This is a genomic window from Enterobacter sp. Crenshaw (assembly GCF_024734705.1).
Lineage (GTDB): Bacteria > Pseudomonadota > Gammaproteobacteria > Enterobacterales > Enterobacteriaceae > Enterobacter > Enterobacter asburiae_B.
Map to the genome: position 1 here is coordinate 3,212,512 of NZ_CP102932.1, position 15,984 is coordinate 3,228,495.

A 15,984-nucleotide genomic window follows, 5' to 3' on the forward strand; every position below is an offset into this window, starting at 1 on the left:
AATTACGGCCTTGTAGTAGAAGCAGAATTAACAAACCACTGCTGGATGTTGCCCATCGCGCTATGCGAGGTATCCAGAATCGGCTGCGGGAAGAAGCCCAGCAGCACCAGCAGTACGACCAGCAGCAGGATGATGAACAGCTCACGCAGCGACATCCCCGGCAGTTCTTGTGCAGCAATTTCGCTCTTCGCTTTACCGAAGTAAGCGCGATGCAGCATCGCCAGCGAGTACACGGAAGCGAACACCAGACCAAAGGTGGAGATCACGGTAATCACCGGTACCACTTTGAAGCTGCCGAACAGAATCATAAATTCGCCGACGAAGTTACCGGTACCCGGCATCCCCAGGGTAGCCACCGCGAAGAACATGGACAGCGCTGGCAGCCACTTAATTTTGCTCCACAAACCGCCCATCATACGCATGTCGCGGGTATGAAGACGTTCGTACAGCTGACCGCACAGGATGAAGAGGCCGGCTGCGGACAGACCGTGCGCAATCATCTGGATCACCGCGCCCTGGTACGCCAGCTGGCTGCCGGTGTAGATAGCAATCAGCACGAAGCCCATGTGGGAAACGGAGGTGTAGGCAATCAGACGCTTGATGTCGTACTGCGTGAAGGCCATCCAGGCACCGTAGAAGATACCGATCACACCCAGCCACATGGCAATCGGTGCGAACTCTGCGGAGGCATTCGGGAACAGCGGCAGTGCGAAACGCAGCAGACCGTAGGCCGCCGTTTTTAGCAAGATGCCCGCCAGGTCAACGGAACCCGCCGTTGGTGCCTGAGAGTGCGCGTCTGGCAGCCAGCCGTGCAGCGGAACGACCGGCATTTTCACCGCGAACGCGATGAAGAAGCCCAGCATCAGCAGGTATTCAACGCCGTGGGACATTGGCGTTTTCAGCAGATCTTCGTAGTTGAAGGTCCAGGTACCGGTCGCGTTGTGGTGAACAAACACCAGCGCCAGAATGGCAATCAACATCACCAGACCACTCGCCTGGGTATAGATGAAGAACTTGGTTGCCGCCGTGATACGCGTTTTACCGTCGGACGCCTTGTGGCCCCATAGCGCGATCAGGAAGTACATCGGCACCAGCATCATCTCCCAGAAGAAGAAGAACAGGAACATGTCGATGGCAAGGAACACGCCGATCACGCCGCCCAGGATCCACATCAGGTTCAGGTGGAAGAAGCCCTGGTATTTTTCGATTTCTCGCCAGGAGCAAAGTACCGCCAGAACGCCGAGCAGACCGGTCAGCACCACCATCAGCAGCGACAGACCGTCAATCGCCAGGTGGATCGTAATGCCGAAACGCGGGATCCACGGCAGGATGAACTCAGACTGCCACTGCGGAATGCCCGCAGACTGGGTCAGTGAGTAACCGCCCTGCAACCACAGTTGCAGGCCAAGCGCGAGCGTCAATCCCATGGTGATCAGCGCGATCCAGCGCGGCATCTTCACGCCAAAGCGTTCAGTCTGCCAGCACAGGAAGCCGCCGATGAAGGGAATTAATATTAGCCAGGGTAGTAACATGGCGATTTACATTCCTTTTTAAGGCCCCCAGCAGGGGCCTGATTTTCAACGAATTCGAATAAAATTCACTTAACGATCAACGCAACACCATCAGCAGCGCCAGCACGACAACCGCACCGATGCTCATGGACGCCACATACCAGCGCAGGTAACCGTTCTCGCTGTACAGCAGGCCTTTACCTGCAAAGCGGGAAAGGATCGCCGGGATATTCATCAGGCTGTTCAGTGGATCGCGCTTCAGCAGCCACGCAATGCCCAGGAACGGCTTAACGAAGATCATGTCGTACAGCCAGTCGAAGCCCCACGCGTTGTACCACCAGGTGCCCAGCAGACGGCCCGGCGCACTGTTGGCAACGGCAGTCACCAGCGTACGTTTGCCCAGCCACAGCCATGCTGCAATCAGGATGCCCGCGATAGCGACCACACCGGAGGTGATTTCAAGCGTCAGAACGCGACCGTGCTCAAGCTCGGTGGTGTCTGGCAGTACGCCCTGCAGCGGTGGCACAATCATCGCGCCAACGAAGGTGGACAGTACCAGCAGCACAATCAGCGGCAGGTGGTGGGTGATCCCCTTCCCTGCGTGAGCGTGAATTTGTTCTTTACCGTGGAATACGATGAAAATCATACGGAAGGTATACAGGGAGGTCATGAACGCACCGACCAGACCCGCAACCATCAGATTGATATGACCATTCGCCATGGCACCCGCAAGGATTTCGTCCTTACTGAAGAAGCCCGCGGTGATCAGCGGCAGTGCCGCCAGCGCCGCGCCTCCCACCAGGAAGCAGACATAAACCAGCGGAATGGACTTACGCAGTCCGCCCATCTTGAAGATATTCTGCTCGTGATGGCAGGCCAGGATCACGGAACCGGATGAGAGGAACAGCAGCGCTTTAAAGAACGCGTGCGTCATCAGGTGGAAAATGGCTGCGTCCCACGCCTGAACGCCCAGCGCCAGGAACATGTAACCAATCTGGCTCATGGTGGAATACGCGAGAACACGCTTGATGTCGGTCTGCACCAGCGCGGCAAAGCCTGCCAGCACCAGCGTGACCGCACCGACGATACCCACCAGATGCAGAATTTCCGGGGTCATCAGGAACAGGCCATGGGTACGCGCAATCAGGTAGACACCGGCGGTTACCATGGTTGCGGCGTGGATCAGCGCGGAGACAGGGGTTGGACCCGCCATCGCGTCGGCCAGCCAGGTCTGCAACGGCAGCTGCGCGGATTTACCCACGGCACCACCCAGCAGCATCAGCGTAGCCCACCACAGCATGTTGTTGCCTGCAGCGAAGTGCGCCGGCGCCAGTTCCACCATTTCGCGGAAGTTCAGCGTGCCTAGTTCGTTGTAAAGAATGAACAGCGCGAAAGCGAGGAAGACGTCACCCACGCGGGTCACGACGAACGCTTTCATGGCCGCTGCGCCATTCTTCGGATCGGTGTAGTAGAAACCGATCAGCAGGTAAGAACACAGACCTACGCCTTCCCAGCCCAGATACATCAGCAGCAAGTTATCGGCCAGCACCAGAACAACCATGCTGGCGATAAACAGGTTGGTGTAGGCGAAGAAGCGGGAGTAACCCTCTTCACCGCGCATATACCAGGAGGCGAACATGTGGATCAGGAAGCCCACGCCGGTGACCACGGAGAGCATGGTCAGCGAGAGGCCGTCCAGCACCAGGTTGAAGCCGATGTTGAAATCACCGACCGACATCCAGGTCCACAGCGGCACGCTGAAAGGCTGACGCCCGTTGTTAAAGAAGTCGATACCCGCATACGCCGTCACCAGCGCAGCCAGACCGATGGAGCCAATGCCCACGGTCGCAGACAGATTCTCAGACCAGCGGCCGCGAGAAAACGCCAGCAGCACGAAGCCAATCAGCGGAAAAATAATGGTTAAGGCAAGCATGTTCATCCACGCAACTCACTTACTGAATCGATGTTCAGGTTCTGGCGGCGACGATGGAGCTGCAGCAACAGCGCCAGGCCAATACTCGCTTCGGCAGCCGCGAGGCTGATGGCGAGAATGTACATCACCTGACCATCGGTCTGGCCCCAGTAGCTTCCGGCGACCACGAAGGCCAGCGCGGAGGCGTTAATCATGATTTCCAGACCGATCAGCATAAACAGCAGATTGCGGCGGATAACCAGACCGGTTAGACCCAGAACGAATAAAATCGCAGCGAGGATCAGTCCATGTGTTAAGGGGATCATGCGCGCTCCTCCGTTTTTCTTTTCGCGCGGTCGTCAGTGCGGTTGCTCAGCACCTCGCCAGCACGCTCTTCGCGGCCAACGTGGAAAGCAACAACCAGACCTGCCAGCAGCAGCATTGAGGCCAGTTCAACCGCCAGAACGTATGGGCCAAAGAGCGTGATACCGACCTCTTTAGCGCCAATCGGCGTGCCGTCGATGCCCTGATCGTTGACGCCCAGAATGGCGTAAACAATCACCGCCAGCATGATGGCCGACAAAATTGCCGGACCAATCCACACCTGCGGTTTTAACCACTGACGTTCCTGCTCAATCTCAGAGCCGCCCAGGTTCAGCATCATCACCACGAACACGAACAGCACCATGATGGCCCCGGCGTAGACGATGATTTCCAGCGCACCGGCGAAATGCGCGCCCAGTGCGAAGAACACCCCGGAAATGGCCAGCAGCGAGATGATTAAGTACAGCAGCGCATGCACCGGATTGGTGTGCGTAATTACTCGCAGCGTAGCCAGGATGGCGATAAGGCCACAGATATAAAAAGCGAATTCCATTGCCCTCTCCTTACGGTAACAGGCTCTTGACGTCGATAGGCTTAGCTTCGTTCTCTGCTTCGCCCTTATCTTTGCCGTCGATTGCCATACCCGCCATCCGGTAGAAGTTATATTCCGGGTATTTGCCCGGACCGGAAATCAGCAGATCCTCTTTCTCGTACACCAGGTCCTGACGCTTGTACTCACCCAGCTCGAAGTCTGGAGTCAGCTGAATCGCCGTGGTTGGGCACGCTTCTTCACACAGACCGCAGAAGATGCAGCGTGAGAAGTTGATGCGGAAGAACTCAGGGTACCAGCGGCCGTCTACCGTCTCTGCTTTCTGCAGAGAGATACAGCCTACCGGACACGCTACCGCACACAGGTTACAGGCAACGCAGCGCTCGGAACCGTCCGGGTCGCGCGTCAGCACGATACGGCCACGGTAGCGCGGCGGCAGATATACCGGCTCTTCCGGGTACATCCGGGTTTCGCGTTTGGCAAACGCGTGCAGGCCGATCATCCAGATACTGCGTACCTGGGTACCAAAGCCTACCAGTAATTCTTTTAAGGTCATGGTCTATAGCCCCTTATGGCTGCTGCCAGAGAATGACAGCCGCCGTTACCAACAAGTTGACGAGCGTCAGCGGCAGGCACACTTTCCAGCCGAAGGACATTACCTGGTCATAACGCGGACGCGGTAACGCTGCGCGAATCAAAATGAACATCATCATGAAGAACGCGGTTTTCAGCGCGAACCAGATGAACGGCGGTAAGAACGGGCCATGCCAGCCACCGAAGAACAGCGTTACCATCAACGCGGAAATGGTGACGATACCGATGTACTCGCCCACGAAGAACAGACCGAATTTCATACCGGAATATTCGATGTGGTAACCGTCGGCCAGTTCCTGTTCGGCTTCTGGCTGGTCAAACGGGTGACGGTGACACACTGCCACGCCCGCGATAGCAAAGGTAATAAACCCAAAGAACTGCGGGATAACGTTCCAGATGTCGGCCTGGTTATTGACGATGTCGGTCATGTTGAATGAACCGGCCTGCGCCACCACGCCCATCAGGGAGAGCCCCAGGAACACTTCGTAGCTCAGCGTCTGCGCGGAAGCACGCATCGCACCCAGCAGCGAGTATTTGTTGTTACTGGACCAGCCTGCGAACAGCACCGCGTACACCGCGAGGCCTGCCATCATCAGGAAGAACAGAATGCCGATGTTCAGGTCAGCGACTACCCAGGTCGGGCTGACCGGAACGATAGCAAACGCCAGCAGCAGCGAGGTGAAGGCGATCATCGGTGCCAGAGTAAAGATCACGCGGTCCGAGAAGCGCGGGATCCAGTCCTCTTTAAAGAACATCTTGATCATGTCCGCGACCAGCTGGAGTGACCCCCCCCAACCCACGCGGTTCGGTCCGTAACGGTTCTGGAACAGACCGAGCAGACGACGTTCACCAAAGCTCATGAACGCGCCGCAGGTGACCACCACCAGCAGGATAACAATCGCTTTCAGAATGCTCAGCAGGATGTCGATAAGATCCGGCGTTAACCAACTCATGCTTTTGCCTCCTGCAGATTATCAAGACGCGCACCCGCCAGAACCGGCGCGATGCCAGGCATACCCATCGGCAGACCCACCTGCCCTGCTGTCAGACCTTCGGAGATAATCAGCGGCAGGCTGATTGTCTGGCCGTCATAGCTAAAAGCGATGTTCGCGCCCGCGTTTACGCCAAGCTTCGCGGCATCCGCCGGGTTGAGCTTGATGTAAGGCTGCGGCATACGGGTCTGGAAGACAGGCGAACGCTGAGACAGCTCGTCGCTACCGAACAGATGGTAGTACGGCGCGATACGCCAGCTGCCATCCTGCGCCTGGAAGCTCGCCGGTACGGAGGTGAAGAAGTCCAGACCGGTTTCGGAGGCTTCAATCAGACGCACGCCCGGATCGCCGTGACGCAGGGAGCCACCCACTTCAGCCTGGAACTTGTTCCATGCCTGCGGGGAGTTCCAGCCTGGCGCCCATGCGAATGGGATTTGCGAACGCGGCGCAGACGGCTGGTTGTTCCCTTCCATAGAGAAGGCGAACATGGTGTCTTTATCCTGCGGCTGGCGCGGTTCGTGCACGCTGATATTGGCGCGCATCGCGGTACGGCCGCTGTAACGGTGCGGTTCACGCGCCAGTTTCTGGCCGCGAATGCGGAAGCTTGCTTCAGGTGCGGCATCTTTAATGCCTGCCAGCTGAGGCAGTTTTTCCACTACCGCGTCGATAACGTGGTCGAGCTGCGTCCAGTCCACTTCACGGCTCTGCACGGTGCTGTGCAGGGAGTGCAGCCAGCGCCAGCTTTCCAGCATCACGGTGTTGCTGTCGTAGTACGCCGGGTCATAAACCTGGAAGAAACGCTGGGCGCGACCTTCGTTGTTGATAACGGTACCGTCGCTTTCTGCGAAGCTTGCCGCAGAGAGCACCAGGTGCGCTTTGTCCATGATCGCGGTGCGCTGATGGTCAATGACCATCACCAGCGGCGCTTTGGAGAGCGCGGCGTCAACGCGAGCGGCAGAGGCGTGGCGATGCAGGTCGTTTTCCAGCACCACAACGGCGTCAGCGGCACCGGACTCCAGTTCGCTTAACGCTTCTTCCAGCGAGCCGCCGCCGATCATGCCCAGACCAATGCTGTTCACCGCACGGGCAATCATGGTCACGCCGACGTCCGCACCGCGGCCTTTCAGGGCTTTGGCAACGTTGGCTGCCGCCTGAATGATCTCCGCGCTGCCGGCGTTGGTACCGGAAATAATCAGCGGTTTCTTCGCACCTGCCAGGGCCTGAACAATCACGTCAACCTTGTTCTGCAGGTCACGATCCAGTTCAACGGCCGGCGAGCTGCTGTCCAGCGCGTGGGCAATGGCAAAGCCGAGGCGCGCCTGATCTTCAACCGGCGCGCAGTAGGTCCACGCCGCGATATCGTCCAGACGGGTGTTGTCGACGTTGGTCACAAACAGAGGATGCTTCGCGCGCTGGCCGATGTTCAGGATCGCCGCAATCTGCCAGTCAGCCACTTTCTGCGCCGCTGCCATTTCACGTGCTTTCCCCTTCACCGCCTGACGAACCGCCAGAGCCGCGCGTGCGCCCGTCTGCGTCAGGTCTTCACCCAGCACCAGGACCGCATCATAAGATTCGATTTCGCGCAGCGCAGGGGTATGAATACCGCCTTCACGCAGCACTTTCAGTACCAGCTGCAGACGTTCCTGCTCGCCCTGAGCGATACCGGTATAGAAGTTTTCCGCTCCAACCAGCTCGCGCAGCGCAAAGTTGCTTTCGATGCTGGCACGCGGGGAGCCGATACCGATCACTTTCTTCGACTGGCGCAGAATATCTGCCGCGCCCTGCATCGCCTGCTCAGCGTTCAGGGTAATGAAGTCGTCGCCACGGCGCTGAACCGGCTGACGCGGACGGTCTTTCAGGTTCACATAGCCATAGCCGAAACGACCACGGTCGCAGAGGAAGTAGTGGTTAACGGTACCGTTGTAACGGTTTTCGATACGACGCAGCTCGCCGTAACGCTCACCCGGGCTGGTGTTACAGCCGAGGGAACACTGCTGGCAGATGCTTGGCGCAAACTGCATGTCCCATTTACGGTTGTAACGCTCGGAGTGGGTTTTATCGGTGAATACGCCTGTCGGGCAGATTTCTACCAGGTTACCGGAGAATTCGCTTTCCAGCACGCCGTCTTCCGGACGACCGAAGTAGACGTTATCGTGCGCGCCATACACGCCCAGATCCTGACCGTCTGCGTAATCTTTGTAGTAACGCACGCAGCGGTAGCAGGCGATGCAGCGGTTCATTTCGTGAGAGATGAACGGCCCCAGGTCCTGATTACGGTGGGTACGCTTGGTAAAGCGATAGCGACGGAAGCTGTGGCCGGTCATCACGGTCATATCCTGAAGGTGGCAGTTACCGCCCTCTTCACAGACCGGACAGTCGTGCGGGTGGTTGGTCATCAACCATTCCACAACGCTTTCGCGGAACTGTTTCGCTTCTTCGTCATCAATCGAAATAAAAGTGCCTTCGGTGGCTGGCGTCATACAGGACATCACCAGGCGACCACGCGTGTCTTCCGCGTTTTGATATTGCTTCACCGCACACTGGCGGCAAGCACCGACGCTGCCCAGCGCCGGATGCCAGCAAAAGTACGGAATATCGAGGCCAAGAGACAGACAAGCTTCCAGCAGGTTGTCCGCCCCGTTGACTTCGTATTCTTTGCCGTCTACATGAATCGTAGCCATTAGCATGCTTCCAGTTGGCTCGGTCGAAACCGAGCGTTAATCAAAATTCTTGTCGTTACCAGCGCGCTTTAAGCAGGTTCGGCTGAATCCCATTGATGGCATGGGTATTGCTGAACGGCTGCTTGATGCCTGCTTCGAACTCGTCGCGGAAATATTTGATCGCGCTCTGCAGAGGTTCGACGGCACCCGGTGCGTGGGCACAGAAGGTTTTACCCGGGCCTAAGAATCGACACAGCTGCTCAAGCGTCTCGATATCCCCAGGCTGGCCTTCGCCACGTTCGATTGCACGCAGGATCTTCACGCTCCACGGCAGGCCATCACGGCATGGTGTACACCAGCCGCAGGACTCGCGGGCGAAGAACTCTTCCAGGTTACGCACCAGCGAGACCATGCCGATCTCGTGGTCGACGGCCATCGCCAGCGCCGTCCCCAGACGGCTGCCTGCTTTACCAATGCTTTCGAATTCCATTGGCAGGTCAAGGTGGGCTTCGGTCAGGAAGTCTGTCCCTGCCCCACCCGGCTGCCAGGCTTTGAATTTCAGGCCATCGCGCATGCCGCCAGCGTAGTCTTCAAGAATTTCACGTGCGGTGGTACCGAACGGCAGTTCCCAGACGCCAGGATTTTTAACGCGACCAGAGAAGCCCATCAGCTTGGTACCGGCATCTTTACTTGAGGAGATGCCCTGATACCACTCCACGCCGTTGGCGAGGATAGCCGGAACGTTACACAGGGTTTCAACGTTGTTTACGCAGGTCGGTTTACCCCATACGCCGGAACTTGCCGGGAACGGTGGCTTGGAACGCGGGTTCGCGCGGCGGCCTTCCAGGGAGTTAATCAGCGCGGTTTCTTCACCGCAGATATAACGCCCTGCACCGGTGTGCACGAACAGCTCAAAGTCAAACCCGGTGCCCAGGATGTTTTTACCCAGCAGGCCCGCTTCGGTGGCTTCGGCAATCGCGCGACGCAGGTTTTCCGCTGCTTCGATGTACTCACCGCGCAGGAAGATGTAGCCACGGTAGGCTTTCAGCGCAAACGCGGAGATCAGCATGCCTTCCACCAGCAGGTGCGGCAGCTGTTCCATCAACAGGCGGTCTTTATAGGTGCCCGGCTCCATTTCATCGGCGTTACACAGCAGGTAACGGATGTTCATGGATTCGTCTTTCGGCATCAGGCTCCACTTCAGACCGGTGGAGAAGCCCGCACCGCCGCGCCCTTTCAGGCCGGAGTCTTTCACTGCATTAACGATGTCATCCGGCGCCATGCCGCCGAGGGCTTTACGCGCGCCGGCATAGCCGTTTTTGCTCTGGTATTCGTCGAGCCATACCGGCTGTTTGTCATCGCGCAGACGCCAGGTCAGCGGATGCGTCTCAGCAGTACGAATTACAGTTTTCATTTGTACTGCTCCAGCAGGTCAGGAATCGCTTCCGGCGTCAGATGGCTGTGAGTGTCCTCATCAATCATCATGGTCGGCCCCTTGTCGCAGTTACCCAGGCAGCAGGTTGGCAGCAGGGTAAAGCGTCCATCGAACGTGGTCTGGCCCGGCTTGATATTGAGCTTTTTCTCAATCGCAGCCTGAATGCCCTGATAACCGGTGATGTGGCAGACAACGCTGTCACAGTAGCGGATCACATGGCGGCCAACCGGCTGACGGAAGATCTGGCTGTAGAACGTGGCTACGCCTTCTACGTCACTTGCCGGAATACCCAGCACTTTCGCAATCTCATAGATCGCCCCATCCGGCACCCAACCACGCTGTTTCTGTACGATTTTCAGCGCTTCAATGGACGCCGCACGCGGGTCTTCGTAGTGGTGCATCTCGTGCTCAATCGCGGCACGTTCTGCTTCACTCAGCTCAAAAGCCTCGGTTTGTGGTTGTTGATTCTCGTGCATAATTAGCGGTCCACATCTGACATAACAAAATCGATACTACCCAGATACACAATCAGGTCGGAGACCAGACTGCCGCGGATGGCGGACGGGATCTGCTGCAGGTGCGCAAAGCTCGGCGTACGCACGCGGGTACGGTAGCTCATGGTGCTGCCGTCACTGGTCAGGTAGTAACTGTTAATACCCTTGGTCGCTTCAATCATCTGGAAGGATTCTTGCGCCGGCATGACCGGACCCCAGGAAACCTGCAGGAAGTGGGTGATCAGGGTTTCGATATGCTGCAGCGTGCGCTCTTTCGGTGGCGGCGTCGTCAGCGGGTGATCCGCCTTGAACGGGCCTTCCGGCATGTTGTTGAGGCACTGCTCAAGGATGCGCAGACTCTGGCGCAGCTCTTCCACTTTCAGCATCACGCGGGTGTAGCAGTCGGAAACACCGCCGCCCACCGGGACTTCAAAGTCGAAGTTCTCGTAGCCAGAGTAAGGACGGGCTTTACGCACGTCGAAATCAATACCGGTCGCACGCAGGCCTGCACCTGTCGTACCCCACTCCAGCGCTTCTTTCGCGCCGTAGGCAGCAACGCCCTGGGAACGGCCTTTCAGGATGGTGTTACGCAGCGCGGCTTTCTCGTATGACGCCAGACGTTTTGGCATCCAGTCGAGGAATTCACGCAGCAGACGGTCCCAGCCGTGCGGCAGATCGTGTGCCACGCCGCCGATACGGAACCATGCCGGGTGCATACGGAAACCGGTAATCGCTTCCACCAGATCGTAGATTTTCTGACGGTCGGTAAAGGCGAAGAAGACCGGGGTCATCGCGCCGACGTCCTGAATGAACGTGGAGATGTACAGCAGGTGGCTGTTGATACGGAACAGTTCTGACAGCATAACGCGAATCACGTTAACGCGATCCGGCGTAACGATACCCGCCAGTTTCTCAACGGCCAGCACGTATGGCATTTCGTTGACGCAGCCGCCGAGGTACTCGATACGGTCGGTATACGGAATGTAGCTGTGCCAGGACTGACGCTCGCCCATCTTTTCAGCGCCACGGTGGTGGTAGCCGATGTCCGGAACGCAGTCGACAATCTCTTCGCCATCAAGCTGAAGGATAATACGGAATGCACCGTGCGCAGACGGGTGGTTTGGACCGAGGTTGAGGAACATGAAGTCCTCGTTGTCGGTACCGCGCTTCATGCCCCAGTCTTCCGGCTTGAAGGTCAGCGCTTCCATCTCCAGATCCTGCTTGGCTTTGGTCAGCTCAAACGGATCGAATTCGGTTGCACGCGCAGGGTAGTCTTTACGCAGCGGGTGGCCGGTCCAGGTCTGCGGCATCATGATGCGCGTCAGATGCGGGTGGCCGTCGAAGGTCATGCCGAACATTTCCCAGGTTTCACGCTCATACCAGTTCGCGTTCGGGAAAAGTTTGGTGATCGTCGGCAGATGCATGTCGTTTTCAGACAATGCCACCTTGAGCATGATATCCGTATTACGGTCTATTGAGATCAGGTGGTAGAAAACGGAAAAATCCGCAGCAGGGAGACCCTGGCGGTGGGTACGCAGACGTTCATCCATGCCGTGTAAGTCAAACAGCATGACGTACGGTTTTGGCAATTTCTTAAGGAAATCGACAACTTCCAGCAATTGCTCACGCTTCACCCAAACAACGGGTACCCCGGTGCGGGTAGCCTGAACAGTAAAGGCATCCGGCCCAAAACGGTTGCGCAGTTCGCCAATGACTGGGTCATCCAGATGATCCCGGGTCTGCCAGGCGGCTTCTTGCGCGGTTAAGTCGGTCATATTGTTCACCATTGCAAATGGTCCGTGGTGACTGTTGAGCCTGGCTTCGCGCTATTTGAGTAGTGATATGCGAAGGTGTTCTCCAGGCCTACAGGCGCAAATTAAATTTCGTCAGGCGTACGCAGATTGGTGACGGCAATACGTTCACCACGTTTACGCTCGCGCTCAGACTGCATGTTCGCGCGATACACACCCTGATCGCCAACAACCCACGACAGTGGGCGACGTTCTTTACCAATAGATTCCTGCAGCAGCATCAGCGCCTGCATGTAGGCTTCCGGACGTGGCGGACAACCCGGGATGTACACATCCACTGGGATAAATTTATCTACGCCCTGCACGACGGAATAAATGTCGTACATACCGCCAGAGTTTGCACATGCGCCCATGGAGATAACCCATTTTGGCTCCAGCATCTGGTCATACAGACGCTGAATAACAGGTGCCATCTTGGTAAAGCACGTTCCGGCAACCACCATCAGGTCAGCCTGACGCGGGGAAGCACGGAGTACCTCGGCCCCAAAACGCGCAACGTCATGCACCGCAGTGAATGACGTCACCATTTCAACGTAGCAGCAAGAAAGACCAAAGTTGTAAGGCCAGATGGAGTTCTTACGACCCCAGTTGACCATATCGTGCATGGCATGTTCGAGCTTGCCCATGTACACGCTTTTATTGACTTCTTGCTCCAGGGGGTCGGTTACGATCTCCTGTTTTTGCAGGGGGTAACGGTCATTCTCACCGTTAGGATCTATGCGGGTGAGCGTATAATCCATCTTATTGCCTCGCTGTTACTGCTGACGATTAGAGATACTGTTTTCCGGGTTGATGTGTTCACGACGTGAACGCGCAGGCGTCCAGTCAAGCGCGCCAATACGCACCAGATAAACCAGACCGGCCAGTAGCACTAAAATGAAAATTGCGGCCTCGACAAAGCCCACCCAACCACTTTCGCGGATGGACGTTGACCATGCGAAAAGGTAAAGCGCTTCCACGTCGAAGATGACGAAGAACATGGCTACCAGATAGAACTTGGCAGACAGGCGTAAGCGAGCGGAACCTACTGAATCAATACCTGATTCGAAAGGTGTGTTTTTGTGCCTTGCACGGGCGCGACCGCCCAGGAACCAGCCGCCGACTAACATCAGGCAGCACAGGCCAATGGCTACAATAAGAAAGATTGCGAATGCCCAGTGATGAGCGATGACTTCTGTGGATGTTGACATACTCATTGCTTACTCATCAAAAGTGATACCAACGACACTGCTCTTAATGGCAGATGGGCATCACATCGATTCATGGGGAGGAACAAATAACCTTACACTAACTGTCAGAAATGAGACGTAGACAGCAAAATGATGGGGTTTTTTACTCCTTTCTATAACCTATTGTCAACTTTAACAAAGGTTTCTTCACATTAAATTACATCGAGCGATTCTCATTAACATTTGGTGCCCTTTAACCCTGGTGGGTGCATGACTTTCCGTCAAATGTATGTTGTTGAATCGTGTCCGTTTCGGAAGTAAAAAAAATAACCCTCCTATTTTGACAGGATTTGCCAACGATTCCTCCCCCCAAATAGGAGTATTTTCTTGATCTGCGACACGCTTTTGTTAATTCAACATGGAAAACGGCAACATATTTCCTGTTTTTTTAACATGAGAGGGATATGGGCGAAGTTAGAACAGAAAACGGACAAGTTTTAAGCAAAAGTATTCAGCTTATTGATAAATAAGAGAGTATCCTGAAAACCCTTGCGCCATAAGCGGGTATTATTGCGTAAAAAAAGCCACTGCATGTGAAAATCACACGAGTGGCTGTTTTTTACACTTACATTTTGTTACCAGAAGATTGAGCTATCGATCACTCAAAATCCCCTTCAACGATCAGGGAGTCATCCCCCCCTTCGGAGGTAACGCGCTCGAACTGCCACGGGTTATGGTAGTTTTCCATCGCCTCGAACACCACTTTGGCCAACTCATTATGGCTGGACGAATTGTGGCAGAGCAGATACTCCGTATCCGGCAGCGCAGGAAGACCGTCGGATTTTCCCAGGACGCGCAGATCGGGGCTCATCATCTCTACCGGACGGGCCGTTACGCCCAGACCGGCCTTCACGGCGGCACGAACCGCTGGCAGCGTGGAAGCCACATACGCCAGACGCCACGGAATGTTGGCCTCATTCAGCGCCGTGAGCACCATATCGCGGAACGGGCTCGGGTCATCCAGCAAGACCAGCGGAACCGGCTCCCCTTTTTGCAGCACGTACTCGGCTGCGCAATACCAGTGCGTAGGTGATGTGCGCAGCGTCAGGCAATCAAACTGCCCGGGACGATGCGTCGTCACCACAAGGTCGACTTTATGCTCATTTAACATCTCAACCATAAAGGCATTACGTTTTACGCTAACGTCCAGCGCAAGCTTCGGATAAACCGAACTAATACGGTTGAGAAGAAACGGCAATATAGTATCCGCTGACTCATCAGATGCGCCTAACGTTAACACCCCTTGAAGGTTGCTAAACATTAATGACATACATGCTTCATCATTAAAGCGAAGAATTTTCCTGGCATAACCCAGTAGCTGAATACCGTGTTCCGTTAAGAGCTTATTACGCCCGTGACGTGCAAAAAGCTCTTTACCAACCAGTTGCTCCAGCCGCTGCATTTGCTGGCTAACGGCGGACTGAGTTCGGCAAACGGCGGCAGCAGCTGCTGCAAAAGTGTTGAGATCGGCGACCGCAACAAACGTTCTCAGCAGATCGAGGTCGAGATTCATTATCGGACGATTTGCATTTATCATATCTATTCACTTTCAGGTTGCTCGTGCGGAGCTGCCCGGGTTGAAGCTGTGTGTAACAGTTAAGCAATTCCCTCTGAAGGTTTTCCCTCGCATCCCGGCCCGGCAGACTGCCTGACAGATAGTTATTGTGCTGCTTTATATCAACAGTCAGAAAGCACGTTTCATGACGTTATTTTTATTCTCTTAAACGTTCAGGATATTTAGATGTTCGCAGGTTTATGTAAATTACATTAAAGGTATAACACCTTTTCTGCCATCTTTATCGCAGCGCTGTCAACGTAGCAGGAGATGTGCGACACATTCCGGCCAGAGATAACTCAAACAATAACAATCAATTAATTCGAAAAGTCAGTGCCAGATATACAAAATTTTTGCATCTGTCCTCTGCTTTCCTGAGAGACATCTTAACCCAAATCCACTTTATTTATAAGTCTTATTGCAATATTGAGGATTAAAGAAGAATGTTAAGCTTCTAAACTAATTTTATTAAAATTAACTAAAGTTGCATTTTATAGGTTAATAATAAATAAATTTTAATTTAGATTAAGACCATTCATTAATGGCACTTAACATTAATTTCACATGAGTAACTTTTAGCCACATTATGCTTTTACAGGAACATGTATCAAGCATTCAGGTTTTACGAAAAGTCACGCAGGGTGATTGCTACCGTTGTCAGGTTCACCACTTATTTTTACCAGCACAATATACAGAATTCTGACAAATGAATAGCACATTTAACCTATCATCGTGCCATGCGCACAACTTTAAGACAGTAAAAAAGCTAACGCACAGCGAAAAAGATTTATCAAAATTTTGCTCCCGGCACAAAATCTTCTACTGCACACCCTTCAAAACGAAGCGAGGGGGGAGTACATTATTCCGTGCTGACTTCCACGGCAGGGAGCGGCAATAATAGCGAAAAGGTTAAAGGT

13 protein-coding genes are annotated in these 15,984 nt (G+C 55.0%); all 13 read right to left on the reverse strand.

Annotated features, from left to right (window positions below):
• Positions 1–2 precede the first annotated feature (2 nt).
• The 13 genes from nuoM to lrhA all read right to left on the reverse strand — a co-directional run bounded on the left by nuoM (position 3) and on the right by lrhA (position 15,049).
• Positions 3–1,532 carry an NADH-quinone oxidoreductase subunit M gene (nuoM, locus tag NWV12_RS15275; protein WP_023312532.1) on the reverse strand — a complete coding sequence of 510 codons (1,530 nt, stop codon included), beginning with the start codon at positions 1,530–1,532 and terminating at the stop codon, positions 3–5.
• 76 nt (positions 1,533–1,608) lie between these two features.
• Positions 1,609–3,450, reverse strand: coding sequence for an NADH-quinone oxidoreductase subunit L (gene nuoL / locus NWV12_RS15280; protein ID WP_014884634.1), 1,842 nt, complete (start codon positions 3,448–3,450; stop codon positions 1,609–1,611).
• On the reverse strand, positions 3,447–3,749 hold the full coding sequence (gene nuoK / locus NWV12_RS15285; protein ID WP_003861496.1) for an NADH-quinone oxidoreductase subunit NuoK: 303 nt from the start codon (positions 3,747–3,749) through the stop codon (positions 3,447–3,449). The genes nuoL and nuoK overlap by 4 nt, the downstream gene beginning before the upstream one ends.
• Positions 3,746–4,300, reverse strand: coding sequence for an NADH-quinone oxidoreductase subunit J (gene nuoJ, locus NWV12_RS15290; protein ID WP_023312534.1), 555 nt, complete (start codon positions 4,298–4,300; stop codon positions 3,746–3,748). The genes nuoK and nuoJ overlap by 4 nt, the downstream gene beginning before the upstream one ends.
• A 10-nt stretch (positions 4,301–4,310) precedes the next feature.
• The gene (gene nuoI / locus NWV12_RS15295; protein WP_003861491.1) at positions 4,311–4,853 is read right to left on the reverse strand and encodes an NADH-quinone oxidoreductase subunit NuoI; all 543 of its coding nucleotides are present in this window, start codon (positions 4,851–4,853) and stop codon (positions 4,311–4,313) included.
• Positions 4,854–4,866: 13 nt separating this feature from the next.
• Positions 4,867–5,844 (reverse strand): NADH-quinone oxidoreductase subunit NuoH, encoded by a 978-nt coding sequence (gene nuoH / locus NWV12_RS15300; protein WP_008500211.1) that lies wholly within the window; start codon positions 5,842–5,844, stop codon positions 4,867–4,869.
• Positions 5,841–8,564: an NADH-quinone oxidoreductase subunit NuoG gene (nuoG, locus tag NWV12_RS15305; RefSeq protein WP_048980039.1), complete on the reverse strand. Its 2,724-nt coding sequence runs from the start codon at positions 8,562–8,564 to the stop codon at positions 5,841–5,843. The genes nuoH and nuoG overlap by 4 nt, the downstream gene beginning before the upstream one ends.
• Positions 8,565–8,619: 55 nt before the next feature.
• Positions 8,620–9,957, reverse strand: coding sequence for an NADH-quinone oxidoreductase subunit NuoF (gene nuoF / locus NWV12_RS15310; protein WP_023312536.1), 1,338 nt, complete (start codon positions 9,955–9,957; stop codon positions 8,620–8,622).
• Entirely contained in the window at positions 9,954–10,454 is a 501-nt protein-coding gene (gene nuoE / locus NWV12_RS15315; protein WP_006176513.1) for an NADH-quinone oxidoreductase subunit NuoE, read from the reverse strand. Before nuoE ends, nuoF begins: the two co-directional genes overlap by 4 nt.
• A 2-nt stretch (positions 10,455–10,456) precedes the next feature.
• Positions 10,457–12,259: an NADH-quinone oxidoreductase subunit C/D gene (gene nuoC / locus NWV12_RS15320; RefSeq protein ID WP_075204759.1), complete on the reverse strand. Its 1,803-nt coding sequence runs from the start codon at positions 12,257–12,259 to the stop codon at positions 10,457–10,459.
• Positions 12,260–12,348: 89 nt separating this feature from the next.
• Positions 12,349–13,023 carry an NADH-quinone oxidoreductase subunit NuoB gene (gene nuoB / locus NWV12_RS15325; protein WP_003861482.1) on the reverse strand — a complete coding sequence of 225 codons (675 nt, stop codon included), beginning with the start codon at positions 13,021–13,023 and terminating at the stop codon, positions 12,349–12,351.
• A 15-nt stretch (positions 13,024–13,038) separates the two neighbouring features.
• Entirely contained in the window at positions 13,039–13,479 is a 441-nt protein-coding gene (gene nuoA, locus NWV12_RS15330) for an NADH-quinone oxidoreductase subunit NuoA (RefSeq protein ID WP_014171000.1), read from the reverse strand.
• A gap of 631 nt (positions 13,480–14,110) precedes the next feature.
• A complete protein-coding gene (gene lrhA / locus NWV12_RS15335) occupies positions 14,111–15,049 on the reverse strand; it encodes a transcriptional regulator LrhA (RefSeq protein ID WP_029741933.1) in 939 nt (312 codons plus the stop codon).
• Positions 15,050–15,984: the final 935 nt, after the last annotated feature.

Coding starts and splice junctions, on each gene's coding strand:
- lrhA (WP_029741933.1), bottom strand. CDS start 15,049: ATGATAAATGCAAATCGTCCGATAATGAATCTCGACCTCGATCTGCTG.
- nuoK (WP_003861496.1), bottom strand. CDS start 3,749: ATGATCCCCTTAACACATGGACTGATCCTCGCTGCGATTTTATTCGTT.
- nuoH (WP_008500211.1), bottom strand. CDS start 5,844: ATGAGTTGGTTAACGCCGGATCTTATCGACATCCTGCTGAGCATTCTG.
- nuoL (WP_014884634.1), bottom strand. CDS start 3,450: ATGAACATGCTTGCCTTAACCATTATTTTTCCGCTGATTGGCTTCGTG.
- nuoC (WP_075204759.1), bottom strand. CDS start 12,259: ATGGTGAACAATATGACCGACTTAACCGCGCAAGAAGCCGCCTGGCAG.
- nuoE (WP_006176513.1), bottom strand. CDS start 10,454: ATGCACGAGAATCAACAACCACAAACCGAGGCTTTTGAGCTGAGTGAA.
- nuoA (WP_014171000.1), bottom strand. CDS start 13,479: ATGAGTATGTCAACATCCACAGAAGTCATCGCTCATCACTGGGCATTC.
- nuoF (WP_023312536.1), bottom strand. CDS start 9,957: ATGAAAACTGTAATTCGTACTGCTGAGACGCATCCGCTGACCTGGCGT.
- nuoI (WP_003861491.1), bottom strand. CDS start 4,853: ATGACCTTAAAAGAATTACTGGTAGGCTTTGGTACCCAGGTACGCAGT.
- nuoM (WP_023312532.1), bottom strand. CDS start 1,532: ATGTTACTACCCTGGCTAATATTAATTCCCTTCATCGGCGGCTTCCTG.
- nuoJ (WP_023312534.1), bottom strand. CDS start 4,300: ATGGAATTCGCTTTTTATATCTGTGGCCTTATCGCCATCCTGGCTACG.
- nuoG (WP_048980039.1), bottom strand. CDS start 8,564: ATGGCTACGATTCATGTAGACGGCAAAGAATACGAAGTCAACGGGGCG.
- nuoB (WP_003861482.1), bottom strand. CDS start 13,023: ATGGATTATACGCTCACCCGCATAGATCCTAACGGTGAGAATGACCGT.